19 protein-coding genes and 2 tRNA genes are annotated in these 23,300 nt (G+C 66.8%); 6 read left to right on the forward strand and 15 right to left on the reverse strand.

All coding sequences use genetic code 11. The features are described from left to right. Positions 1–7: 7 nt before the first annotated feature. Both BM193_RS18920 and BM193_RS18925 read left to right on the forward strand, forming a co-directional pair. A complete protein-coding gene (locus tag BM193_RS18920) occupies positions 8–604 on the forward strand; it encodes a hypothetical protein (protein WP_139176225.1) in 597 nt (198 codons plus the stop codon). Further along, positions 597–1,148 carry a hypothetical protein gene (locus tag BM193_RS18925; RefSeq protein ID WP_092799715.1) on the forward strand — a complete coding sequence of 184 codons (552 nt, stop codon included), beginning with the start codon at positions 597–599 and terminating at the stop codon, positions 1,146–1,148. Before BM193_RS18920 ends, BM193_RS18925 begins: the two co-directional genes overlap by 8 nt. On the opposite strand, the gene dbpA is transcribed toward BM193_RS18925, so the two are convergent. The 6 genes from dbpA to BM193_RS18955 form a co-directional block, all read right to left on the reverse strand. Further along, a complete protein-coding gene (gene dbpA / locus BM193_RS18930; RefSeq protein WP_092799713.1) occupies positions 1,135–2,562 on the reverse strand; it encodes an ATP-dependent RNA helicase DbpA in 1,428 nt (475 codons plus the stop codon). The two genes, BM193_RS18925 and dbpA, sit on opposite strands and share 14 nt — an antisense overlap. 123 nt (positions 2,563–2,685) lie before the next feature. Then, positions 2,686–2,922 carry a hypothetical protein gene (locus tag BM193_RS18935; protein WP_092799711.1) on the reverse strand — a complete coding sequence of 79 codons (237 nt, stop codon included), beginning with the start codon at positions 2,920–2,922 and terminating at the stop codon, positions 2,686–2,688. Between the two features lie 335 nt (positions 2,923–3,257). Further along, positions 3,258–4,922: an acid phosphatase gene (locus tag BM193_RS18940; RefSeq protein ID WP_092799709.1), complete on the reverse strand. Its 1,665-nt coding sequence runs from the start codon at positions 4,920–4,922 to the stop codon at positions 3,258–3,260. Between the two features lie 112 nt (positions 4,923–5,034). Beyond that, positions 5,035–7,530: a TonB-dependent siderophore receptor gene (locus BM193_RS18945; RefSeq protein WP_092799707.1), complete on the reverse strand. Its 2,496-nt coding sequence runs from the start codon at positions 7,528–7,530 to the stop codon at positions 5,035–5,037. A 114-nt stretch (positions 7,531–7,644) separates the two neighbouring features. Continuing rightward, on the reverse strand, positions 7,645–8,652 hold the full coding sequence (locus BM193_RS18950; protein ID WP_092799705.1) for a FecR family protein: 1,008 nt from the start codon (positions 8,650–8,652) through the stop codon (positions 7,645–7,647). A gap of 1 nt (position 8,653) precedes the next feature. Next, entirely contained in the window at positions 8,654–9,172 is a 519-nt protein-coding gene (locus BM193_RS18955; RefSeq protein WP_092799703.1) for a sigma-70 family RNA polymerase sigma factor, read from the reverse strand. A gap of 189 nt (positions 9,173–9,361) precedes the next feature. On the opposite strand from BM193_RS18955, the gene BM193_RS18960 reads away from it, so the two are divergent. Next, a complete protein-coding gene (locus tag BM193_RS18960) occupies positions 9,362–10,024 on the forward strand; it encodes a hypothetical protein (RefSeq protein ID WP_139176223.1) in 663 nt (220 codons plus the stop codon). 68 nt (positions 10,025–10,092) lie between these two features. On the opposite strand, the gene BM193_RS18965 is transcribed toward BM193_RS18960, so the two are convergent. The 6 genes from BM193_RS18965 to BM193_RS18990 all read right to left on the reverse strand — a co-directional run bounded on the left by BM193_RS18965 (position 10,093) and on the right by BM193_RS18990 (position 13,365). After that, a tRNA-Met gene (locus tag BM193_RS18965) sits at positions 10,093–10,169 on the reverse strand. Between the two features lie 62 nt (positions 10,170–10,231). Continuing rightward, complete coding sequence (locus BM193_RS18970; RefSeq protein WP_139176221.1) at positions 10,232–10,681, reverse strand: hypothetical protein; 450 nt, start codon at positions 10,679–10,681, stop codon at positions 10,232–10,234. 162 nt (positions 10,682–10,843) lie between these two features. After that, a tRNA-Met gene (locus BM193_RS18975) sits at positions 10,844–10,920 on the reverse strand. Between the two features lie 56 nt (positions 10,921–10,976). Continuing rightward, positions 10,977–12,155 (reverse strand): methyltransferase, encoded by a 1,179-nt coding sequence (locus tag BM193_RS18980; RefSeq protein ID WP_092799697.1) that lies wholly within the window; start codon positions 12,153–12,155, stop codon positions 10,977–10,979. A gap of 59 nt (positions 12,156–12,214) precedes the next feature. Further along, positions 12,215–13,084 carry a hypothetical protein gene (locus BM193_RS18985; RefSeq protein WP_092799695.1) on the reverse strand — a complete coding sequence of 290 codons (870 nt, stop codon included), beginning with the start codon at positions 13,082–13,084 and terminating at the stop codon, positions 12,215–12,217. A gap of 71 nt (positions 13,085–13,155) precedes the next feature. Next, positions 13,156–13,365, reverse strand: coding sequence for a hypothetical protein (locus tag BM193_RS18990; RefSeq protein ID WP_092799693.1), 210 nt, complete (start codon positions 13,363–13,365; stop codon positions 13,156–13,158). A gap of 178 nt (positions 13,366–13,543) precedes the next feature. On the opposite strand from BM193_RS18990, the gene BM193_RS28810 reads away from it, so the two are divergent. Continuing rightward, complete coding sequence (locus BM193_RS28810; protein WP_175533349.1) at positions 13,544–13,711, forward strand: hypothetical protein; 168 nt, start codon at positions 13,544–13,546, stop codon at positions 13,709–13,711. 5 nt (positions 13,712–13,716) lie between these two features. On the opposite strand, the gene BM193_RS18995 is transcribed toward BM193_RS28810, so the two are convergent. From BM193_RS18995 to BM193_RS19005, 3 genes are all read right to left on the reverse strand, one after another. Beyond that, on the reverse strand, positions 13,717–17,475 hold the full coding sequence (locus BM193_RS18995) for an AAA family ATPase (protein WP_092799691.1): 3,759 nt from the start codon (positions 17,473–17,475) through the stop codon (positions 13,717–13,719). 16 nt (positions 17,476–17,491) lie between these two features. Then, the gene (locus tag BM193_RS19000) at positions 17,492–18,718 is read right to left on the reverse strand and encodes an exonuclease SbcCD subunit D C-terminal domain-containing protein (protein WP_092799689.1); all 1,227 of its coding nucleotides are present in this window, start codon (positions 18,716–18,718) and stop codon (positions 17,492–17,494) included. A 171-nt stretch (positions 18,719–18,889) separates the two neighbouring features. Continuing rightward, positions 18,890–21,850, reverse strand: a complete 2,961-nt coding sequence (locus tag BM193_RS19005) for a PAS domain S-box protein (RefSeq protein WP_092799687.1) — start codon at positions 21,848–21,850, stop codon at positions 18,890–18,892. 341 nt (positions 21,851–22,191) lie between these two features. Here BM193_RS19005 and BM193_RS19010 point away from each other — a divergent pair, with 341 nt between their 5' ends. Both BM193_RS19010 and BM193_RS19015 read left to right on the forward strand, forming a co-directional pair. Next, entirely contained in the window at positions 22,192–22,563 is a 372-nt protein-coding gene (locus BM193_RS19010; RefSeq protein WP_034755042.1) for a YajD family HNH nuclease, read from the forward strand. 23 nt (positions 22,564–22,586) lie between these two features. After that, positions 22,587–23,255, forward strand: coding sequence for a response regulator (locus BM193_RS19015; RefSeq protein ID WP_092799685.1), 669 nt, complete (start codon positions 22,587–22,589; stop codon positions 23,253–23,255). The last annotated feature ends 45 nt before the right edge of the window (positions 23,256–23,300 follow it).

Here is a 23,300-nt window from a genome sequence, read left to right on the forward strand (position 1 = left end):
CCGCCTGATGAAGTCGGGAGATGCCGTGAAGCGTGGCGTGCTGTTATTCAGTTGTTGTCTGGTCCTTCCATCGGCGCAGGCGGCCGGCGCGTGTCCGGGCTTTCCCGCGCTGGCCACCTCCGGCGAAGCGCTGCTGGCGCAAGTGCGCGCGCTGCCGCCCGTCGGCATCGATCGAGAACGGCAGGCGTGCGCGCCGGCGACCATCATCGATTTCGCCTACAGCGGTGGGGTGCTCTGCCGCTTTGGCGCGGGCGAGGAGGCGGTCGAGGCGGCGACGGCCGCCGTCACGCGCCTGGCCGACGGCGGGGAACTGGTCGAATACCTGTATCTGTTCCCGTACGCGCCGGCCACGCACGCGCGCCTGCTGGCGCTGCTGGCCGCACGTTTTACGCCAGTCGACAAGGCGGCCTGGCCCGCCTTCCTGCGGGCCGCCAGGCCGGGCAAGGAAACCACGGCGCTATTTACGCACGGCGGCTACCATATCTCGCTGGGCAAACCCACGGACGGCGATCCGGCCGCATGGTATTCCAACGTGATCTTTGAAAAGGTGGACAAGCCCGCGCTGGGCGTGCGCAAGGTGTGCCGGGACGGTGGCGATGCCTGAAGCGCTTGCCTTTCCGGCGGCCCTCGCGCAGACGCTGGCACGGCAGCTGGCCGCGCTCTCGCCGGGCCAGCTGCACGCGCCATCGGCGCCGTTCGAGGTGCGGCAGGATGGCCGGCTGCTGCACATCCCCGTGCGCACCTATTACGACCGCGAGCGGCTGCTGGCCTGTACGCGGCTGCCCGGCGACGCGGGCGCGATCGCCCTGTGCCTGGGCACGCGCCACCATGATGGCCATTTGCGCGAAGCGTGTGCAAGACAGCTGTTGCTGCAGGAGCGGACGTGGACGGTGCCCTTCGTCGTGCACCTGTGCGGTGAATATGTGCTGGAAATAGTCGAGGCCATTGGCGCGGCGCTGCCGGCCTGGAATGCGGCTGCGCTGGCGCGCTACCTGCGGGAGAACCCCGCGTATGTGGACACGCTGGAGCGGCGCGCCGTCAGCTACTGGAACTGCTACCACCGCCGCGAATATCCCGAATGGGATGCGTATCCCGGACGCAGGACCATGGCGGCCCTGCGTGCATTACAACAGCTTACGCCTCGATGAAGCGCATCTTGAAGCTGCGGCCCTTGATGTTGCCAAAGTCGCGGCCCAGCGAGTTACCCGCGTTCAGGCGCTTGAAGGCCGCTTCGGCCACCTTGCGGTCGATGGCCACGTAGGTCATGAATTCGAACACGTTGATCTTGCCCACTTGTTCCTTGGTGAGGCCGGCGTCGCCCGTCAGCGCCCCCAGCAAGTCGCCCGGACGCAGCTTGTCCTTCTTGCCGCCCATGATGCACAGCGTGACCATCGGCGCCGGCAGCGCCTCGGCGCCATCGTCCTCGTCCAGTTCCTTCAGCGCGTGCCATTCGACGGCGCTGTTCTGGTACTGCTCGATCAGCTTGACCCATTTTTTCTCGTTCGGCGCGCACAGCGACAGGGCCAGGCCCTTCTTGCTGCCACGGCCCGTGCGGCCGATGCGGTGGATGTGCACTTCCGTGTCCTTCGACACGTCGACGTTGATCACCGCGCCCAGGTCGGAAATATCCAGGCCGCGCGCGGCCACGTCGGTCGCCACCAGCACGGAGCAGCTGCGGTTGGCGAACAGCACCAGGATTTCATCGCGCTCGCGCTGTTCCAGCTCGCCGTACAGGGCCAGCGCGGAAAAGCCCTGCTGGCGCAGTTCCTCGGCCAGCTCGCGGCAATGCACCTTGGTGTTGCAGAAGGCCAGGGTCGATTCCGGCTTGAAGTGTTTCAACAGCTTGCCGACGGCCGCATTGCGCTCGTCAAAGCCGATTTCATAGAAGCGCTGTTCGATCTTGTCGTTGTCGTGCTGCGCCTCGACCGTCACTTCCAGCGGGTTGACGAGGAACGACGCGGTGGCGCGGCGGATGTCTTCCGGATACGTGGCCGAAAACAGCAGGGTCTGGCGACGTGCCGGGCAGGCGCTGACGATGCCGGCGATTTCTTCATAAAAACCCATGTCCGTCATGCGGTCCGCTTCGTCCAGCACCAGCGTTTGCACGTGGTTCAGATTGATGGTGCCGCGGCCGATATGGTCGCGCAGGCGGCCCGGCGTGCCGACGACGATGTGCGCGCCGTGTTCCAGCGAGGCGATTTGCGGGCGCATCGGTGCGCCGCCCGTCAGGGTCAGGATCTTGATGTTGCCGGCCGCGCGTGCCAGGCGGCGCAGCTCATTGGCCACCTGGTCGGCCAGCTCGCGCGTGGGGCACAGCACCAGGCCCTGCACGGCGAACCACGCGGGATTGAGCTTGTGCAGGATGCCGATGCCGAAGGCGGCCGTCTTGCCGCTGCCGGTTTTCGCCTGGGCGATCAGGTCGCGGCCATCGAGCACCGCCGGCAGGCTTTGCGCCTGGATGGTGGTCATCTCGTGGTAGCCGAGCGAGTCCAGGTTGGCCAAAAAGGCGGGCGTCAGCGGCAGGCTGGAAAAGGAGGTGGTGCTGGCAGTCGTGGTATTCATGGAGGGCGTAGCCGGTAAAAAGCGGGTGGATGGGCACAGTCTACAGGCGTTCTACGCCCTTGTGCGGATGGTGGTGTGGCCGCCGGCGGCAAACGGCCGCCGGCGTTGTTACTCAGTCTGCTACTAATTATCGGGCGCCCAGATGGGCAAGCCGGTGAGATCGAGGCCGGCGTCGCGCGTCCATACGGGCAAGCCCGTGGCGTCGGTCGGCTCCAGCAATTCGAGCTGCACCTGTTTCAAGGCCACCTTGCGCACGCGCACGCGGCGCTGCGGTTCCGGCGCCGGCTCTGGCGCGTCGTGCGCTGGCGGCGGGCCGAAACCGGGCAAGTCGATGGTGGCGTTGTCTTTTTTATCTCTCATTTCTGAACCTCTGGCCCCTGGCGGCGAGAAACCGGCGCCGGGGAGCGGGCAAAAAACTGTCCGCTGTGTGAATACTCTGTGCGCTTCGTCCACAAAACAAAAGCCCGGCTACTGGAGTCGGGCTCATTGTTGGAACAACCTGCAGGAAAACTTGTCCTGCGGATTTAAGTGCGGCACGCAGTGTATCACAGGCGTGCCGCACCGTGGGTGGCTTATAACGCCTGACAAAACCGTAGCGAGCGGCAGTGAGTTGTGGCTGAGAAGCGCAACTGTGCTTTAGCACAGTGAGCATCGCAGGCCGCAAATCGCAACGCGCAGCAGGTTTTGGATGGCGTTTAGCGGAAGCTCAGGGCGCCCGTCAAGTCGCCCGGCGGCAGCGCGCCGCGCGCTGCGAACGCCTCGTTGCGCACCTTCAGGCCTTCGAGCAGGGGCAGGTCGTGCAGGCGCGTGATCAGGCGCAGGATCGACGTGGTGTCATAAAAACTGTGGTCGACGGCGCCTTTCTTCGCGTACGGCGAGACGATGATGGCGGGAATGCGCGTGCCCGGCCCCCAGCGGTCGCCCTTCGGCGGCGCCACGTGGTCCCACCAGCCGCCATTTTCGTCGAACGTGATCACCACGATCATGTCCTTCCACTGCGGCGAGGCCTTCAAGTGGGCGATGATGTTGGCCACGTGCTGGTCGCCCGACTCGATGTCCGAGTAGCCCGCGTGCAGGTTCAGGTTGCCCTGCGGCTTGTAGAAGGTCACGGCCGGCAGCGTGCCCGCCACGGCGGCGGCGAGGAATTTGTTCGAGATGGGGCTGTCGCCCGTGCCGCCGTCGCGCAGGTGTTCGGCGCGCGCGGCCGTGCCGGGCGCGAACTGCTTGAAGTAGTTCAGCGGCTGGTGATGGAACTGGAAGTTCGGCTTGCTGCCGCCGCCCTTGTGGTCGAGCGCCGCTTGCCAGCCGCCGCCATACCACGCCCAGCTCACGCCTTTGCGCGACAGCAGGTCGCCGATGGTGTCATAGGTTTGCGGCGGCAGGGTGTTGGCGTCGGCCGGATCGGCGTGCAGCGGGTCGCCGTCATAGGCGGGCCGGATGTAGCTTGGCTGGTACGGCGGCGCCATGGTGTTGACGGCATAGCCGTCCGGCGTGATGGCGCCGTCGTTGACGTATTTCGGCTTGCCGTCCAGCGCCGAGGCGGGGCAGTCCGGCGCGATCGCCAGGCGCACGCCTTGCGGACCGTCGGCCAGCACGGCGATCTTTTTCTTCGCCGCCGTCTCGGAGGCGTTGAAGTATTCGTTGGCGCGGCCCGTGACGAGGAACTGGTGGTTCATGTAGGAGCCGCCGAAGGCTGCCATGAAGAAGTTGTCGCACAAGGTGTACTGCTCGGCGATCTGCCACAGGTTCAGGTTTTTCGACGTTTCGCCGTAATGGCCCATCACCAGGCCGCCGCTGTCGGCCCACGCGGCAAAGCCGTCGTTCTTGCCGCCGTTGATCTGCATCTGGTTGTTGTAGAAGCGGTGCACCAGGTCGCGCGTGATGATGCTCTCGGGCAGCGGCTTGCCCGCCGCGTCGCTCAATTTGTAGGGGGCGTTGGCCAGGCCCGTGATCTGGTCTTCCTTGATCTGGTAATCGACGCCGCCGATATTCTGCTGGTTCGGCACCAGGCCGCCCCAGATCTTCGGCAGGGTGGCCAGCGGCTTGCCGTCGCGGTCCATCTGCTGCGCCTGTTCGGCCGTGACGGCGGACAGCGGCGCGCTGGTGCCGGGGAAATTGGCGAACAGGTTGTTGAAGCTGCGGTTTTCCAGGTAGATGACGACCACGTTCTTGACGTGCGCCTTGAGTTTCGCGTCGAGCGAACCCTTGGCGATGGTCTTTTTGGCTGGCGCGGCATCGGCCAGCGCCGGCAGGCTGGCGGCCAGGCCGACTGCGGAAGCAGCCTGGAAAATGCGCCGGCGCGAGGGATTGGCGGGTTGGTCGGCCGGATCGGCTGGCAGGGCGGGGGCGAGGTCCTTCACACATTCTCCTTGGGTGTCTCTGTGGCACGGGCCACGAAGCTGCCCGTGAAGCGGAAAATTGTATCACCGGCCCCCGGGTAATGTGAAATATTCGCCCCGCCCCTTCAGCGCGTCAGAACTGGTAGCGCACGCTCAAGGCCACCTTGCGCGCCGGGCCATGCATGCCCGAGTACCACCAGTCCGAGACCGAGGCCGTGTACTGCTTGTCGAACAGGTTGGCCACGTTCACGGTGGCAGACAGCTTGTCGCTGACGTCGTAGCGCGCCATCAGGCTGGCCACCGAATACGCCTTTTGCTCCCAGTGAAAGGTGCGCTCGACCTGCCACGCATCGATGTCGGAATACACGCGGCTTTGCCAATTCACGCCGCCGCCCACCGTCAATCGATGCAGCTCGCCGGGCAGGCGCCAGGTGGTCCACAGTTTTACCAGGTGGCGCGGGAAGGTGGTCTGGATCGCCTTGCCTTCCGCATTGTCCGTCTGGCTGTACGACCACGAGGCCGACACATTCCAGTTCGGCGTGATGGCGCCCGTCGCTTCCAGGTCGATGCCCTGGGTATCGGCGCCCTTGATGGTGCGGAAGGCCGGATCGCTGGAGCCGGGCAGGGTGTGGCCCGGGTCCGTTTCAGCGAGGTTTTTCTGGCGGATCAGATACACCGCCGCGGCCGTGTTCAGGCGGCCATCGAGCCAGCCGCTCTTGATGCCCGCTTCATAGGTCTTGCCTTCGCGCGGCGCCAGCAGCTTGCCATGGCGGTCTTGCGAGGCTTGCGGCTGATAGATGGTGGAGTAGCTGGCGTAGGCGCTGTGCGTGGCGTCGATGTCGAACACCAGGCCGCCGTACGGCGTGAAGACGCTGCTGTCCGATGCCGGCGACGCGCTGAAAAATGGCACGCCAGGCGCGTCCGAGATGTAGTTTTCGCTGTAGCGCAGCACCTTGGCGCCGGCGATCAGTTTCAGGCGCTCGGACAGGTTGAGGCGCGTGGCGGCATACGCGCTGGCCTGGCGGCGCGTGCTGTCGTAGGTGACGAAGGTGTCGCCAAACACGGGCGTCGCCTGGCGGTTCCAGCGGTACAGGTTGACGGGCTGGCCCTGGATGTTCTTGTCGAAGCGGCCATCCGTCGTGCTTTGGAACTCGTTGTAGTCCATGCCCAGCACCAGTTCGTGCTGGCGGCCGAAGGCGCTGAACGGTCCGCGCACGTTGACGTCCACGCTGTTGACCCTGAGATCATAATCGCGGTAGTCGGCGCTCATGCGCAGGCCATCGCCCGTGGCCTGGTCGGGAAAGCTGCCGCTCACGTTCATGAACACGGAGCGCTCTTCCTGCGACGACTGCACGCGGCTGGCCGAGATTTTCAAGGTCCAGTCGTTCGCCAGCGCGTGTTCCAGGGTGGCGAACAGGTCGGTCGAATTGCTGCCGAAACGGTTCGACGTGGCGGCCGGGCTGAAGGAGCGGGGCAGGTCCGTCATGGCGCCATTGCTGTAGAACACAGGGAAGCCCAGGTAGGACAGGGAGCCTTTCGAGCGCTTGCGCTGGTGCGTCACCCCGGCCGTCAGTGTCGTGCCGCTGGCGAGATCGGCCTCGATCACGCCATACACGATTTTTTTGTCATGGCTGTAGGCCTCGATGATGCTGCCGGCTTCTTCATACAGTGTCACCAGGCGGCCGCGCACCGTGCCCGCTTCGTTGAGCGGGCCGGAAATATCGGCCACGCCGCGCCGCTCGTCGCGGGAAGCCAGTTCCCCCTCGAGCGAGGCCTGGAACTGCGCCGTCGGCTTCTTGCGCACCATGTTGATGGCGCCCGAGGCGTCGCCCGCGCCCGTCATCAGGCCGGAGGCGCCGCGCAGCACTTCGATGCGGTCGTACAGCGCCATGTCGGCCAGGCTTTGCGACGGTATCGCATTGAGGCCCAGGTTTTCCGAGTGCGTGTTGACGCCGTCGAGCTGGTAATTGGTGATCGCATAGCCGCGCGAGGTAAAGCCCGAGCGTTCGCTGCCCAGCGAGAACAGCGTGATGCCCGGCGTTTGCGCCATGACTTGCGCGATGGTGTTCAAGCCCTGGTCCTGCATGCGCTGCTGCGTGATGACGCTGACCGATTGCGGCGTTTCCCTGATCGACAGGCCCAGCGGCGTGGCCGTGGCGACCGGCAGGGGGGAGACGTAGGCGCCCGAACCTTCGGTGGCGTCCTGCTGCGCCTTGACCGACACTTCCGGCATCATCGACAGCGCTTCACCGCCCGCGGCCACATCGGCCGGGCGCAGCACGTAGCTGCCATTGGCGCTGCGCTCGGCCTTCAGGCCTGTGCCGCGCAGCACGCCATTCAGGGCGGCCAGCACGTCGTGGCGGCCGTTCAAGCCCGGCGAGGTCTTGCCGCGCGTCTGTTCCGGCGTGAAGCTGAGGATGACCCGCGACTGGCTGGCGACCTGGCGCAGCGCCGCCGCCAAGTCGCCGGCGGGCACCTGGAAGTCGAGCGTGGCCGCAGCCGCAGCCGCGCTTTCCTGCGCCAGCGCGGGCGCGGGCATGGTCAGCAGCAGGGCCGAACCGAGGAAGACGAACTGCATGGCATGCGCCATGCGCGTGCGCGGCGGGCGTGGCCGGGATCTGGAAGACATAACTGGAGACATGATTACCTTGTGTTGGAGTCGTCAAAAAAGAACGTTGCCTACACAGGTCACGCGAGAAACGCAAACGGGTACTTTTTTTTGCGGCGCACGCCAAATATTTTTTCAGCGCTGCTGGCGCGCCTCCACCTGCACCCAGTAGCGCGTGCGCAGGCGCACGTCGACGGGCAGGGAATTGGGCAGCGACAGCAGCACCGCGTCCAGGTCGGCCAGCGGGAAGACGCCGGAGATGCGCAGCCTGGCAACGGCGTCGTCGCAGCCCAGCAAGCCATGGCGGTAGCGGCTCAATTCGTGCAGGAAGTCGCGCAGCGGCATGCCGTCGGCCAGCAGCAGGCCCTGGCGCCAGGCCCAGATATCGGGCGTGACGGCGTGCGCGGGCAGGGTCTGCTGCGCCGTCATGCCGCCGCCCTGGCCCGCGCGGATCACCAGGCTGCCATCGCCATGGCGCGGCGTCAGCCTGACGGCGCCTTCCTCGACGGCGACCGTGCTGCGCTCGTCCCCCTGCCGCACAGAGTAGCGCGTGCCCAGCGCCTGCGCGTGGCCATGCGCGGTCTCGACGAGGAAGGGGCGGTAGGGCACGCCCGTTTCGCGGGCGGTGGCGATGAACACTTCGCCCTGCACCAGCTGCAGCAGGCGCTGCGTGCCCGTAAAGCGAATGTTGACGGCGCTGCCGCTGTTCAGGTGCGCGCGGCTGCCATCGGGCAGGGTCAGCTCGCGGCGCTCGCCCACGCCGGTGGACGCGTCGGCCAGCGCGGCGCGGGCAAAGCCGGGCGCGTATTCCGGGCGCGCGCCGAACCAGCCCGCGACGCCGATGCTGGCCATGCAGGCCAGCAGCTGCAGGCTTTTGCGGCGCGATGCGGGGCGCGACATGGGGCCGTGCAGCAGCGCCTTGCGGCTTGCCTGCGCATCGAGTTCCCGCAGGCCGCCGCTGACGTGCTCGATGTGGCGCCACGCCCGTTCATGCTCGGGGTGCGCCTGGCGCCAGTGCCGCCACGCGGTTTGTTCCGCCGGCGTGGCGGCACCGCTCATCAGGGTGGTCAGCCATTCGGCCGCCTGCATGGCGATGGCCAGGTCGATGGGCTGGCCGTTGGCATAGACTTTCGCGCCGCGCATGTCAGCTGGCGGCAAAATCGGGCACGGCAAAAAAGCACAGCAAATTGGCCTTGCTCAGGTATTTTTTGACGGAATGCGTGGTGGTGCCCAGTTCGGCGGCGATCTGCGCATACGTCATGCCGTCGAGATGTGCGAGTAAAAAGGCGGCCCTGGCCTTGCTGGACAGCCGCTCCAGCGCGCGGTCGACCAGTTGCAGCGATTCGAGCAGGATGGACAGGGTTTCCGGCGATGGCACGCACGCCTGCGGCGCGTGCAGTAGGGCGTCCAGGTAGGCCCGTTCGAGCTCCTCGCGGCGGCAGTGATTGGCCAGCAGGCGGCTGGCGATGGTGGCCAGGAAGGGGCGCGGCTGCAGGATCTCCGCGCTGCTGCGCGCGACGAGCACCTTGAGGAAAGTGTCTTGCGCCAGGTCGCCCGCCAGTCCCGCATCGTGCAGGCGCCGCTTCAGCCAGCGCAGCAGCCAGGAATGGTGCTCGGCATACAGCGCGTGAAAGTCGGAGGGCGGGGCGGCGGCGGACAGCATGATCGATGCACAATGATCTAAATGAGAATTGTTCTCATTTTAACTGAGCGGCACATGGCAGGCAATCAGGGAAAGCGCGGCGTTGTTGAAATGCGACTGCGGCGTGGCTGCGCACCTTTGTAAAAGTTTCTGGAGCGCAAGCTTTCATGTGAGAAAATGCGGCTTGTCGATGTGAGGCGGAGCGAAAAGATGATGTGGATGGTTGGCGGTGCCCTGGTTCTCTTGATCGCCAGATTTTTATGGTTGGGCTACTTCCACCGGGTGAACGCGATGTCGCGCCAGGCGGAACTGATGAACTGGATCGACATCGGCCGGGTGTCGAATGCGAATGGCGGCAAGGATATTTTGCTGGCGCGTAATGAGCGCGGCGTGCGGATCGACTGGCGCACGGGGGAGGTGTGGCTGATGAATCCGAAAGTGGCCGAGCCCTTCGCCGATTTCCTCGCCGTCGAACGCTGGCTGACCCTGCGCGACATGGCGCCCGCCGCCAAACCGGCCGAGGCCGCTCCCGCGCCGGTGGAACCCGAGCCCACGCCGGACCCGGGTCCCGTGCGCGATAGCTTGCCTGTCTTCCAGCAAAAGGTCGATGACTGCCTGGCGAAGGCGGAGGGCGGGCAGGAATTGCTGGAAACGAAGCAGGCGTTCGAAGCGGGCAGCGAGCCGTATCTGGAAGCGTCGACGGAATTGAGCAAGGTGGCGCTGGAGCTGGACGTGTCGCCGGGCATGGTTGCCACCTTTCACATCAGCGCGCTGGCCGCCCTGACCGAGACGACGGGCGCCGACAAGCTCGAGCGGGTGGCGGCCAGCCTGCAGGCGGCGGCGCGGCAGATCAGGGCCAGCGTCACCTCGTAAAAGTACGGGGCAGGCCCGGAATGAAAAAACCGCTGAAGCCCTTGCAGGCATCAGCGGTTTTTATGTATTGGTTGCGGGGACAGGATTTGAACCTGTGACCTTCGGGTTATGAGCCCGACGAGCTGCCAGACTGCTCCACCCCGCAGGCGAATTATAACCGAGTTTGCTGCATTGCGGGAATGATCTTTGCCTGGCCTGCCGCATCGCTTATTTTTGCTTGAAAACCGTGGCCGTTCCCCGGAGGGTAAACGGCGTGCCCATGTGGACTTCCTTGCCGTGCAGTGTATACGGCAGGAAGGTGATGACCGAATAGCCATCGCGATGGTCGAGCGCCACGGCTATCGCATCGGATTGCTTGCCGGACGAGGGCAGGGGCACGGTGGCGTCATATACGAGGGCGGTGGTCTTGTATTCGCCGTCGGCGGCGCCTTGCGCAAGGGCTTCCTGTATCTGCTTGATGAGGTCGGCCGGCAATAGTCCGGCCGTGCCTGTGCTTACTGGCATGAGGACGAATTTGTCGGTCTGCTGCAGGGCCGCGCCGAGCGGCAGGAAATGGCCTTGCTTTTCAAGCTGTATCCTGGCCAAGGGAGTGACGAACGCTTGCAGATATTCGGCATCCCGCTGCGCCTGGGATTGGGCTTGTGCCGTGGCGGACAAGCACAGGATGGCCAGCAGGGCGGCAGTGCGGCATGCTTTCAAGGCGTCGCCCTCGTAGAATTAAAATGGCAATTTAACATGGCTGCGCAGGATGGGCCAGAGCGGGCCGGAATGAAAAAAACCGCCGAGTCCCTTGCAGGAATCAGCGGTTTTTTCTGTATCTGGTTGCGGGGACAGGATTTGAACCTGTGACCTTCGGGTTATGAGCCCGACGAGCTGCCAGACTGCTCCACCCCGCAGGCGAATTATAGCGGGGTTTGCTGCAATGCGCAATGGCAGAGTTTCAGATCCCGTATCAGGCGGCCGCCAGGCGCCACAGCGAGGTGACTTCCTTCGAGCGCGCCGCGTGCAGGCTGTCGGTGGCGTCTTGCGCGCGCGGGTGCGTGGGCTTCACGTCCAGGCGGTCGACGACCTTCAAGCCCGCTTGCGTTATCCATTCCAGCAATTGCGCGCGCGGGCGCAGGCCCAGGTGCTCGGCCAGGTCGGACAGGATCAGCCAGCCTTCGCCGCCTGGTTCCAGGTGGCCGGCCAGGCCGGCCAGGAAACCGCGCAGCATGCGGCTGTCCGGATCGTAGACGGCGTATTCGATCGGCGAGCTTGGGCGTGCCGGCAGCCATGGCGGATTGCACACCACGAGCGGCGCGCGGCCGGCAGGGAACAGGTCGGCTTGCACCACCTCGACCTTGTCGGCCAGGTCCAGGCGGGCCAGGTTTTCGCGCGCGCAGGACAGGGCGCGCGGGTCCTGGTCGGTGGCGACGATGCGTTCGATGCCGCGCTGCGCCAGCACGGCGGCCAGCACGCCCGTGCCCGTGCCGATGTCGAAGGCCAGCTTGGCGCGCGGGGGCAGGGGCGCTTCCGCCACCAGGCCCACGTATTCGCCGCGGATCGGCGCGAAGACGCCATAGTGCGGGTGGATGCGCTGGCCCAGGGCCGGCAATTCCACGCCCGTGCGGCGCCATTCATGCGCGCCGATCAGGCCCAGCAGTTCGCGCAGCGAGGCGACGAACGCTTCTTCGCCGCGGCCATACGCTTCATTGCAGGCCAGTTTCACGTCCGGCGCGCGGCGCAGCGGAATCGTGTAGTCGGCGTCAAACGGCAGCAGCAGCATGGCCAGGGTGCGGGCGCGCTGCGACTGGGCCTGGCGGTGCAGGTGGAACGCTTCCGTGGCGGACGGCTCCGGCTTGGCCAGCTTGGCGGCCTTGGCTTTTTTACTCGGCTTGTCGTTCTTGTGGTCGGCGCGCCGCGCCAGCGCCTGCAGCAGCTGGCGCGCATTCTGGAAGTCGCCGCGCCACAGCATGGCCGTGCCTTCGCAGGCCAGGCGGTAGGCCTGGTCGGCCGTCGTGCGGTCGTCGGCGATGACGACGCGCTTGGGCGGCGGCATGCCGCTTTCCGAGCGCCAGCGGGCCGAATGCTCGGCGCCGTTTTCGCTCCAGTGGATCTGCGGATGGACGGTAGGGGAAGAAGTGTCGGACATGGGTTTCAATCGATAGAAGGTGGGCGCGCGGCATGGTCGCCTGCGCAGGCCGTCTTCTATTATACGTCGCTGCCCGTGCTCGCTGTGCCGCCGGTGGCGTCCGCGCCATAGGCCTCGGCCAGCGCGCGGGCGCGCGCCTGCGCTTCCGGCGTGGATGTCGCCGCTTTCTTGCCCGCCTCGGCGGCATCAAAGCTCTTGTCCGGCTGCACCAGCTTGAGCAGACGCAAGCTGAGGCTGCCCATCAGGTCGCCCTCCTTGCCGCTGGTGCTGGAATTGCCATTGAAGATGTTGCTCTGCAATTGCTGGCCCAGCAGCTTGAACAGGTCGTGCAGATTGCCGGCGAAGTTCGTGGCGGGCAACTCCTTGGCGGGCAGGGCCCCGTCATCGGCGGAGCTGGCTTCTTCGTCGGCTTCTTGCGTTTGCTCAAGGACGCCCGCGCTGATGTTCGACTGGTATTGCACTTCCACTTCGAAATCGAAGGTCTGGCCATCGGCCGTGGTGATCTTGCCCTTGCCGACAAAGTGGGCGTTTTCATCGAGGCTGAAGGCGGCCGCGCGGCTGCTGCCGTTGGCGCCCGAGATGTTGGCGCTGCCGCTGCTGACGCTGGAACCGGCCTGCAGATCGACCGCATCGAAGGCCACGCTGGCGCCGTCGCCGAACAACTGGCGCGTCATGCTGGTAAGAAAATCCTGCGCCGCGTCGACGGTGGCGTTGCCCAGCGCATCGGTGCGCTGGGCCAGCCCCTTGGCCGACAGGTCGAGGCCATCTTTTGACAACGCCACGACGTCTTGTGTGGTGCGCTGCATCAGGGGCGAAGCGGCCAGGCCAGCCGCAGCCGTATTGGCGCCCGCTTTCGGCGGCGTTTGTCCTGCCAGGGTAGGGGCTGCAGGCTGGCGCGAGCCGGAGGTGAGGGCGAGAAGCTGGGACATGGCCGGTTCAAAATGAGGGAAGTACCGTGATTAACGGCGCCTGCCGCCCATTCTTTAACCGAGAGTGGCTATCAGTGGTGGTGCGACCAGCTGCCGTCCGCCGATTCCAGGTAGGACTTGACGGCATCGGCCTGGCCCGTGGCGTGGCGCTTGAGTTCGCCGCATGCGCAAATGCCCTGGTAGGGCTGGATATGCGAGCAGGCAGAGACTTTTTGCAGGAAGACCTGCATCGATTTGTGACATTTTACGCACTTGAAGGTGAGGCTGCGGGCGGCTTTCATGGTTTTCCTTGAACTGTTGCGGGGCGTAGCGGGTCGTTACGCGAAGGCGGCGATTTTAACGCACTCCGTCCATCGTTACACGTTGTTGCATCTGCGCCACGCACAGGTCAACTGAATCCGTGCCGCGGCGTTGAACGTATATAGGAGGCCGCCTGGCATCCGTTGAAGAGGTAGCACCATGGACAAGTGTGACAAGCAGCAGCCTGCAAAACCTGCCAAGGAACTGGTCAGGAAATGGTTGAAAGCGGAGCTGGAACAGCGCCGGCCGCCGCCCGACCCCGAGCAAATCCGCCGCGAACTGGGCTGGGACATGCTCAAGCTGTGCCGTGAGCCGGCCACGCGCTAGCGCTGTTAGTGCACCGTCACCACGCTCTTGCCGCCGGAACCGGGCTGCACCAGGATCTTGGTGGCGATGCGCTCCGTCATTTCCTGCACGTGCGAGATGACGCCCACCTTGCGGCCCATGGCCTGCAGGCCGTCGAGCGCATCCATGGCCACGCGCAGGGTTTCCGTGTCCAGGCTGCCGAAGCCCTCGTCGATGAACAGCGATTCCACGCGCACGCGGTTTGATGACAGCGAGGCCAGGCCCAGCGCCAGGGCCAGCGAGACGAGGAACGATTCGCCGCCCGACAGCGAGTGCACGGAGCGCAGTTCGCCGCCCATGTCCTGGTCGCGCACCATCAGGCCCAGCGACGGATTGTTCGGGTTGTCGATGCGTTCCAGTTGATAGCGGCGCGCCAGGTGGTTCAAGTGCGCATTGGCATAGCCGAGCAGCACTTCCAGGGTGAATTGCTGGGCATAGTTGCGAAAACGCTTGCCGTCGGCCGAGCCGATCAGCTCATTCAGGCTGGCCCAGCGCCGCTCGATGCCGGCTTGCTGCTCGATCTGCGCCAGCATCGCTTGCGCGCTGTGGCGCTTGGCGTCGTCCTGCGCGATGGCCAGGCGCAGGCGCGTCGCTTCCTGGTTCGCCGCCTGGCGTTCCAGCAGCAGCGAGTCGAGCGCCCTTCGCAAGGCGTCCACGTCCATTTCCAGCCCGTCGGGCGGCTGCGCCAGATGCGCCGCGTGCTGCCGCTGGCGTTCGGCCAGCACGGAGACGGCCGCCGTGTGGCGGTCGGCGATCACTTGCAGCGCATCGCGTTCTGCGCGCATGGCGTCGACGCGGATGGCCAGGCGCGCGCGCAGCGCGTCCAGCGTGGCCGGCGCGTGGCCCGCATGCGCCTGCTGGAACTGCCGCAGCCAGTCCTGCACGGCCGCAGCGGCGAGTTCCGCCTGTACCCGCACGGTGGACAGGCGCTGCGCCAGCTGCGCGCATGCCTCATCGAGTCGCGTGCGTTCCTGGCTGGCCGCCTGCGCCGCCGCCTGGCGCTGCGCCAGCTGCGCTTTCGCCGCCGCGATATTGTCCGCCAGCGCGCGCTCGACCTCGGCCACACCCTGGCCTTGCCATAGCGCGTTGCGTTCGGCTTGCAGCGTCGTCAAGCGCTTGTCGAGGGCGGCGAATGCCGCATGCGCTTCCTGCGCCGCGTGCTGCGCCTTGTTGGCCGCCAAGGTGGCGCCGTCCATCTGCGCCGTCAACGTCGCCAGCGCGTGGCTGCGGTTATCCTGTTCCGCGTGCTGCTTCAGCCATTGCCGGCTTTCCGCTTCGCGCGCCGCACGGAAAGCGGCGGGGCCGGCGCGCCAGCCCTCTTTCCAGCCCTCGGCGCCGTCGGCATCGGCAAACGCGCCATCGAGCTGCGCCAGCAAGCCGTCGAGCGCGGCGCGCGCCGTCTCGCCCTTGTCCGTGTTCGCCGCCTGCTGCGCCTGCAGCTGCGCCAGGCGCGCCTGGGCTTCGGCAACGGTGCTGGTGCAGCGCGCGTGCTCGCTGGACGCCAGTTCGTGCGCCGCCTGCGCCTGCTCGCGCTGGCTGCCGGCCTGGCGCAGCGCCGCCTCCTGCCGCGCCAGCGCCTGCAAGCCGGCCGCATTCGCGGCCAGCTGCTGCGTGAACCAGTCCGCGCGCTGCTCGTCCGGCGGCAGCCGCAGGGCATCCGCGTGCGGCTGCCATTGCGCGTTCAGGCTGTCGATGATGGAGGGCAGGGCGGACAGGTCGGCCGCCGTCTGCGCCTGTTCGCGCGCGCAGGCGGCCAGGGCCGCCTTGTGCGCGGCCAGCCGTTCCAGATTGCCGCGCAAGTCGGCGCGGCAGGCCAGCACCTGGTCCTGCAAGCTGGCCAGCATGGCGTGCAGGGCATCGTCGGCGTGGCTGTACGGGTGTTCCAGCGCGCCGCAGACGGGGCAGGGCTGGTCGTCCCGCAGATTGGCGCGCAATTGCTCCACGCTGGCCGCGCACGCCGCTTCCGCGCCCCGCAAGGATTTTTCCGCCTGCGCCAGGCCCGCTTCCAGCGGCGCCGTCTGGGCCGCCTCCGCCGCCAGGGCGGCGCTTGTCGTGTGCGCATCCTGCGCCAGCTGGGCCGCCCTGGCTTGCCAGTGGGCCAGCGCCTGCTGCTGGCGCGCCAGTTCGCCCCAGGTCTTTTCCGCGCTGAGCAAAGTGCGCGCGTGCGCCTCCAGCTGGCCGCGCTGTTGCTGCAAGTCTTGGGCGTCAAACGCTTGCACGGCGGCTGCCGCCTCGCGCCGTGCCGTGTCGCGCGCCGCCAGCACGGCGGCGGCCTGGCTGAGCGCCGCTTGTGCCGCCTGCGCGGACGCGCCGGCCTGGCGCACCCGCTGCGCCGATTCGCTGACGCTGGCGTCGGCCGCATCGGCTTGCGCGGCCGCCTGGCCGGCCTGCGCAAACAGCTGGTCCCACAGCTGCCATGACAGCGCCAGCGCCTGCCAGTGCGCGTGCGATGCCAGCCATTGACGGCCCGTTTCCTGTTCCGCCAGCACGGCTTGCTGGCGCTGCTGCAGCGCGTGCAGCGCGGCGCGCGCCGTGTCGTTGGCCTGGTCGGCCGCCAGGGCGCCATCGTGTGCCTGGCGATGCGTGGGCAGATGGCTTGCCATGCTCGCGTCGAGCGCCTTGGCTTGATCGAGCAGGGGCGCCGCGTCGCGCTGCGCCGTTTCGCTGGCCAGCAGGGCGGCGGCCGCCTGCTGGCTGGCTACGGCCTGCTGCGCTTCATTGGCCACGGCGTGCGCCGCCTGCTGGCGCGCCGCTGCCAGCGCCGTCTCGGTGGCGGCGCTATCGTCCGCCAGGCGCGCCACGGCATCGACCAGGGGGCGCGCCGGCTGCAGCAATTCCCACTGCGCCAGCGCCGCGCGGCGTTCCTCGGCGCCCGCGCGTTGCACGGCGGCCTGGTCGCATGCTTCTTGCGCCGCCGTCACCTCGGTTTGCAGCTTGTGCGCCTCCTGGTGCCAGCGCTGCTGCTGTTCCAGCACGGCCTTGCGCAGGTCTATTGTTTGCAGCGTGGTTTCGGCTGCGCCGCACTGCGCCTCCGTTTCGGCCCGTTCCTGCGGCGACATGGGCCGCTGGTCGGCCAGCTTCTCGCCCAGCCGCTCGAGGATCTGCTTTTCCTTCTTCGCCCGCTCGAAGGCGCGCATGGAAATGTCCGTATAGATGCTGCTGCCCGTCAGGGTTTCCAGCAACTCTCCCCGTTCATTGTCTTCCGTCTTGAGGAAGGTGGAAAACTCGTTCTGCGCCAGCAGCACGGCGCGCGTAAACTGGTCGAACGACAGGCCGATGCGTTTTTCGATTTCGTCCTTGACTTCCGTCTTGGTGCCGCCGATGGGCTGCAGCGCGGGCAGCTGGTGCAAGCTCATGGCGGTGGCCTGCAGCGCGCCTTCCGCCTTGGTGCGCGAGCGCCGCACGCTCCAGCGCGCGCGGTAGCTCATGCCGTCGTTGCCGACGAAATCGACCTGCGCGTAGCCGTCGGGCGTGCCGCGGCGCAGCAGGGTGCGCGTATCTTGCGCGCTGACGGTTTCCTTGCCCACGTCGGGCAGGGCGCTGCCCCGGCCCAGCACCTTGAGCAGGCGCGGCGTGGCATCGTACAGGGCCAGGCACAGGGCGTCGAGCAGGGTGCTCTTGCCCGCGCCCGTGGGGCCGCTGATGGCAAACAGGCCGGCGGAGGCCAGCGGCTCCTGCTGGAAGTCGACTTCAAATTCGCCGGCCAGCGAAGCCAGGTTCTTGCCGCTGATGTTCAGGATTTTCATGGTTCTTCTGGTGTGGTCAAGCGCCGGGCAGCAGCAGTTCGGCCAGGGCCGAGAGCAGTTCGGGCGGCGCTTCCCTGGCGTATTTTTGCTGGTACAGGCGGCGGAAAATGTCGTCCGGCTGCAGCTGGGCCAATTGGTCGAGCGTCATGTTCTCGGGCGCGTTGCCGCGCGCGGCGCTCGACGTTTCGATCTTCGCCAGGCGCACGGGCTTGCCGTCCAGCGCTGCCTCGATGCGCGTGCGCAGGCCCGGTTCGGGCGCGTCCAGGCGCACACGCACTTCCAGGAACGGTTGCGCCTCGGCCGGAGCGTCGGGCACGTCGAGTGCGGCCAGCTGCGCCAGCACGTCGGCAATCGGCGCCGGCGCGGCGGGCACGCGCAGCAGGGGCACGGCGCGCGGCACGTCGATGGCGCGCACCTCCGTCAGCTGCTCGCCGTCGATATCGAGGCACAGCACCTGGTGCCGGTAATTGACTTCGGCGAAGGACAGGGGAATCGGGCTGCCGCAGTAGCGGATGTGTTCCTGGCCGCCCACGGCTTGCGCCTTGTGCAGGTGGCCCAGCGCCGCGTAGGCGATGGCGGCGTCAAAAATCCCCGAGGGCAGCATTTCCGTGCCGCCGATGACGATGCGCCGCTCGGAGTCGTTCGACATTTCGCCGCCCACCATGTGGCAGTGGCCCATGGCGATGATGGCCTGGTCGGGCTGGCGGCGCGCCAGCGCCAGGTCCGTCAACTGGCGGTACAGCAGGGCGATGCCGCCCAGGTAGGCATCCTGGGTGTCGCCGGCCGGCAGCTTCGGCACGTCGCCGGGACGCAGGAAGGGCACGGCCAGGCACCAGGCCCGCACCTGGCCGTCGCTGCCCGCCAGCGGCAGCAGCAGGCGTTCCAGGTCGATCTGGCCATCGTCGCCGCGCAGCAGATGGCCGATGACGTGCGTCCCGTGCGCGGCCAGCAGGGGGCCGGGCGCTTCCAGGCGGCCAGCCGAATCGTGGTTGCCCGCCACGACCACCAGCTGCAGCGCCGGCATGCGCGCGCGCGCCTGCTGCAGGAACACGTACAGCTGCTTTTGCGAGGCGGCGGACGGGTTGGCGTTGTCGAACACGTCGCCGGCCACCAGCAGCACGTCGACCTGCTCGGCCACGAGGGTGTCGAGCAGCCAGTCGAGGAAGCGCTGGTGCTCGTAGCCCCGTTCATAGTTGTGCAGGGTCTGGCCCAGATGCCAGTCGGAAGTGTGCAGCAGGCGCATGGTGGGGCAAGGGTAGGGGAAACAGGCGCCAATATAGCTGAAATGAGGCAGGTACTGGAGAATTGAACGAATTTCGAAGAGCGTTTTCGATTTTTATCGATACCTCCGGAGTGCCTGAAAAACGTTCAGGGCAAGGCACTGCAACGCAGCCATCGACGTTTTCTCAGGTGCTCAAGCAGTCAGCACGCCGGCCCTGTAGGTATTGCGCCCATCCTGCTTGGCCTGGTACAGCAGCACGTCGGCGCGCTGCAGCAGCACGGCGGGGGAGATGTCTTCATCGCGGTAGAAGGCCAGGCCGATGCTGGCGGAAATGCGCACCGTGATGCCTTCCAGTTCGAACGGCTGCTGCATGGCGGTGACGATTTTTTCCGCCAGCACGGCCGCGTCGTCGGGCTTGCCGATCTGCTCCATGATGATGGTGAATTCGTCGCCGCCCAGGCGGGCGATGATGTCGGTGACGCGCATGGTCTGCGTCAGGCGCTGGGCGAAGGCGCGCAGCAGGGCGTCGCCGATGCCGTGGCCATGCGTGTCGTTGACGGGCTTGAAGCGGTCGATATCCATGTACATGACGGCCATCAGGTGGCGCTGCTGGCGGCTCGCGTGCATGGCGTCGCTGAGCTTTTGCTGGAAGCCGGCGCGGTTCGACAAGCCTGTCAGGGCATCGACCTGGGCCAGTTGCAGCAGCCGCTGTTTTTCGCGCTTCTGCACGGTGATATCCTGGCGCATGACGTGAAAGCCCACCACCTGCAGGTTGTCTTCGCCGATCTGCGGGATGTAGATCACTTCCATGCAGCGCTCGATGCCTTCATTTTCATCCTCTTCCTCGAAGCTCAGGGTTTCCCCCGTCAGCACGCGCGCGATGTAGGGCGCCACCGTCCGGTAGCGCGCCTCGCCCACCGTCTCGCGCACGCTCTTGCCCAGCACGTGCCGGCCCGTCAGGCCGAACTCGCGTTCATAGGCGAGGTTCAGGAAGCGGTAGACCTGGTCCGCGTCGACATAGGCGATCATGGCCGGCAAGGTGTCGGCGATGGTGCGCAGGCGCGCCTCGCTTTCCAGCAGCGCCACTTCCGATTCGCGCAAGGTGGTGATGTCGTCCAGGCTGCCCACGTAGCCCTCGATCTGGCCATCGATGAGGATGGGGGCGATCTTCATGGAGACCCATACCAGCTTGCCGTCGCGGTGCAGGCAGCGCAGCGTGGACTGGAAGGGTGCGTGGCTGCGCGTGAGCTGTTCCAGCGCCACGTGCATCAGCGGATAGTCTTCCGGGTGCAGCGCGCTGGTCCAGCCGGCGCCCAGCGCGGCGGCGCGCGGCAGGCCCGTGATGGCTTCGAAGGTGCGGTTGGCGTAGGTGCAGCGGCGCTGGCGGTCCAGGCGCACCAGCCCCAGCGGCGAGGCGTCGGTGACGGCCGCCAGCTCCGCCTGTTTCTGGCGCAGTTCCAGTTCCTGCTGGCGGCGCTGCGAGATATCCTCGGCGATGCACAGGATATGCTCGACCTGCTGGCGCTCGTCGAAGACGGGCACGGAGACGGCGTGCAGGTAGCGCAGGCTGCCATCGGGCAGGCGCAGCGGCTTCTCGGTATGGTCGATGACGCCGCGTTCGGCCAGGATGGCGCGGTCGTCCTCGGCGTCGTGCAGGCCGAAGTCGGGCGCGAAAGCCTGGCAATCGGTCTTGCCGATGACGTCGTCGGCCAGATAGCCCGTGATGTCCTCGGCCGCCTTGTTCCACACCTCCATCTGGCCGAAGTTCTCGGGCCGCGCGCTTTTCACGTACACCAGCACGGGCAAGTGGTCGATCAGCGACTGCAGGAAGCTGCGGTTGTCCTGCAGCGCCAGTTCGTCGTGCTTGCGCGCGCTGATGTCGCGCGAGGTGACGGCCACGCCATCCGTGATCGGCACCACCTGGTGGCGCAGCCAGCGCGTGCCGCCCGATGGCAGGGACAGCTCGAATTCATCTTCCAGCGGCTGGCCCGTCTCCATCACCAGCAGGAAGCGCTTGAAGAAGCGCTCGCCGCGCAGCAGCGGCACCTGCGGCAGCACGCGCTGGCCCAGCAGTTCCGCGCGGGGCTTGCCCAGCATGTCGGCGGCCCGTTCGTTGACGTCGGCGAAAATGAAGTCTTCCACCGGCTTGCCCGGCGCGGGGCGCCAGGCCTTCAGCAGCAGCACGGCATCGAGGCTGCCCTGGTGCGCGGCGCGCAGCAGGGCCTGCGTTTCCTTGGCCTGGCGGATGCTGCGGCGCAGGCGCGCGCTCTGGCGCGTGAGCAGCGCCGTAAAGCCGGCGATCAGCAGGCTGGCGGCGATCAGCGCGCCCAGGTAGGCCTTGCGGCGGTGCTCGAAACGGGCCAGGGCCACGCCGCGGCTGACGCCCACCACGGCCAGCAGCGGATAGCGCGGCAGCTCGCGGTAGCTGTAGATGCGCGAGGTCGTGTCGATGGGCGGCTCGATCACCAGTTCCTCGGGCGCGTGATCGGGCGGGCCGGGCATGCGAAAATCGAGGCGGTCGCTGATGATCAGCTGTTCGCCGATGCGCCCCACCGTCAGCCCGCTGTCGCGCGCCACCAGCATCAGGGCGCCGTGTTCGTCGAGGTTCAGGCGGTCGTAGTCGTCGACGAAATACGTGGGGTCGACGTGGATGATGATGGCGCCGGCGAAATTGCCCTGGCCATCGTTCAGGCGCCGCGCCAGGCGGATGGTCCAGTGCCTGCTGTCGGCCTCGAGCATGGGTGTATCGACCAGGGCCGTGTCGGCCGGATTGGCGGCCAGCGCGCGGAAGAAGGCCTGATGGGCCAGCTTTTCCGGGAAATACGCGTTGGCGCTGTCGATCACGTTGCCGTGCGCGTCGACCAGGGCGATGGGCAGTTCCAGCTTCGACGGCAGCACGCTGTCGAGCAGTCCCTGGCGGCGCGTGAATTCATTGAGGCGCAGATTGCCGCCGGACTCCTCGTATTTGAGCTTGAACAGCTGCGTGGCGTGATCCGTCTGGCGCAGGATGTAGCTGGTATGGTCGGCCAGGGTGCGCGCCAGGGTCTGGCTGCCGGCAACGGCGTCGCGCACGGCGCCGGCCTGCTCCTGGCCCACCTGATAGATGACGGCGCCCCACATCACCAGCAGCAGCAGGAGCGCGAACAGGGGCACCAGGCTAATGCTGTAGAGGCGGCTGGCAAGGCGTTGCAGGGGTCTCGTTATCGATATCACGGGCACTTGCAGGCTAGAGTCATGAAAAAGGGGAGGGGCGGCGTGGCGCGCATGATAGCCCAAATCGGCCGCCCTGCGCGGAAGCTTTTGCCGCCGCTCCTATCGTCTGGTCGTCGTCTGTCGCTGGCCTTATTTTGCGTTAAATCAAGTAGCTGTGGTGCCACGCACGTTAAAAAAAGCACGCCGGCTCCGATACGGGCCGGGGCCGTGGCAGAAAAAGTACAATTGCGCCGCCATCCTCATTAAAATGGGCGCTTCTCCCTCCCATATCGAAAGTTGTCATGCAGAGTAAAAAGCCCGACGCGGCAAGACTGGACAAGATCGTGGCCGAAGCGCGCCGCGCCGCCGACCAGCGCGAGAGCGGCTACCGCGAGCGTTCGCTGAAAATGTACCCGTGGGTCTGCGGCCGCTGCATGCGCGAATTTACGCGCGCCAACGTGCAGCAGCTGACCGTGCACCACCGCGACCATAACCACGACAACAATCCGCCCGATGGCAGCAACTGGGAGCTGTTGTGCCTGTATTGCCATGACAATGAACACTCGCGCTACCTGGAAGCGGATCGCGGCGCCGGCCTGCTGTCGGCCGAGGTGGCGCCGGCCACGCACAATCCGTTCGCCGCGCTGGCGGGCCTGATCAAGAAAAAGGACTGAGCGGGCCGCCTGGCCTCGATCCCATGCGCATCTTGCTGACCGAAGACGACCCGCAGCTGGGCCGCGCCACGCAGATCGGCCTGGAGCAGGCCGGCCATGCGGTGGACTGGGTGCGGTCGGCCGAACACGCCCACACGGCCGTGCGCCTGCACGACTATGCCTGCATCCTGCTCGACCTGGGCTTGCCGGGGCAGGATGGCATGCGGGCGCTGGGCGTGCTGCGCGACCATGGCTACAGCGGCGCCGTGCTGATCGTCACGGCGCGCGACCAGGTGGGCGAGCGCATCGCCGGCCTGGACGCGGGCGCCGACGACTTTATCGTCAAACCGTTCGACCTCGACGAACTGGCCGCGCGCATCCGCAGCGCCTGCCGCCGCGCGGCGGGCCGGCTGCGCGAGCACCTCGTGCACGGCGAGCTGGTGCTCGACATCGCCGACCGGCAGGTGACGCAAGGGGGGCGGCCGGTGCTGCTGACGCTGAAGGAATTTCGCATCCTGCAGTTGCTGCTGGAACAGGCTGGCCGGGTGCTGAGCCGCGAACAGCTGGAAAAAAACCTGTACAGCTGGGGCGGCGAAGTGGAAAGCAATGCCGTGCAGGTGCATATCCACCACCTGCGCAAGAAGCTGGGGCGCGACGTGATCCGCACCGTGCATGCGATCGGCTATTGCATCGACAAGCCGAAAGCGGCGTGAATGAAAAACGGGCCGCCCTGCGGCAGCCCGTTCGCATCGGCGATG

Origin of the sequence: Janthinobacterium sp. 344 (assembly GCF_900112025.1) — a bacterium.
Taxonomy (GTDB): domain Bacteria; phylum Pseudomonadota; class Gammaproteobacteria; order Burkholderiales; family Burkholderiaceae_D; genus Janthinobacterium.

Bases quoted from the DNA above. Each gene is read 5' to 3' on its own strand.
- BM193_RS18920 (WP_139176225.1), top strand. From the start codon at position 8: ATGAAGTCGGGAGATGCCGTGAAGCGTGGCGTGCTGTTATTCAGTTGT.
- BM193_RS18925 (WP_092799715.1), top strand. From the start codon at position 597: ATGCCTGAAGCGCTTGCCTTTCCGGCGGCCCTCGCGCAGACGCTGGCA.
- dbpA (WP_092799713.1), bottom strand. From the start codon at position 2,562: ATGAATACCACGACTGCCAGCACCACCTCCTTTTCCAGCCTGCCGCTG.
- BM193_RS18935 (WP_092799711.1), bottom strand. From the start codon at position 2,922: ATGAGAGATAAAAAAGACAACGCCACCATCGACTTGCCCGGTTTCGGC.
- BM193_RS18945 (WP_092799707.1), bottom strand. From the start codon at position 7,530: ATGTCTTCCAGATCCCGGCCACGCCCGCCGCGCACGCGCATGGCGCAT.
- BM193_RS18950 (WP_092799705.1), bottom strand. From the start codon at position 8,652: ATGCGCGGCGCGAAAGTCTATGCCAACGGCCAGCCCATCGACCTGGCC.
- BM193_RS18955 (WP_092799703.1), bottom strand. From the start codon at position 9,172: ATGCTGTCCGCCGCCGCCCCGCCCTCCGACTTTCACGCGCTGTATGCC.
- BM193_RS18960 (WP_139176223.1), top strand. From the start codon at position 9,362: ATGATGTGGATGGTTGGCGGTGCCCTGGTTCTCTTGATCGCCAGATTT.
- BM193_RS18980 (WP_092799697.1), bottom strand. From the start codon at position 12,155: ATGTCCGACACTTCTTCCCCTACCGTCCATCCGCAGATCCACTGGAGC.
- BM193_RS18985 (WP_092799695.1), bottom strand. From the start codon at position 13,084: ATGTCCCAGCTTCTCGCCCTCACCTCCGGCTCGCGCCAGCCTGCAGCC.
- BM193_RS18990 (WP_092799693.1), bottom strand. From the start codon at position 13,365: ATGAAAGCCGCCCGCAGCCTCACCTTCAAGTGCGTAAAATGTCACAAA.
- BM193_RS28810 (WP_175533349.1), top strand. From the start codon at position 13,544: ATGGACAAGTGTGACAAGCAGCAGCCTGCAAAACCTGCCAAGGAACTG.
- BM193_RS18995 (WP_092799691.1), bottom strand. From the start codon at position 17,475: ATGAAAATCCTGAACATCAGCGGCAAGAACCTGGCTTCGCTGGCCGGC.
- BM193_RS19000 (WP_092799689.1), bottom strand. From the start codon at position 18,718: ATGCGCCTGCTGCACACTTCCGACTGGCATCTGGGCCAGACCCTGCAC.
- BM193_RS19010 (WP_034755042.1), top strand. From the start codon at position 22,192: ATGCAGAGTAAAAAGCCCGACGCGGCAAGACTGGACAAGATCGTGGCC.
- BM193_RS19015 (WP_092799685.1), top strand. From the start codon at position 22,587: ATGCGCATCTTGCTGACCGAAGACGACCCGCAGCTGGGCCGCGCCACG.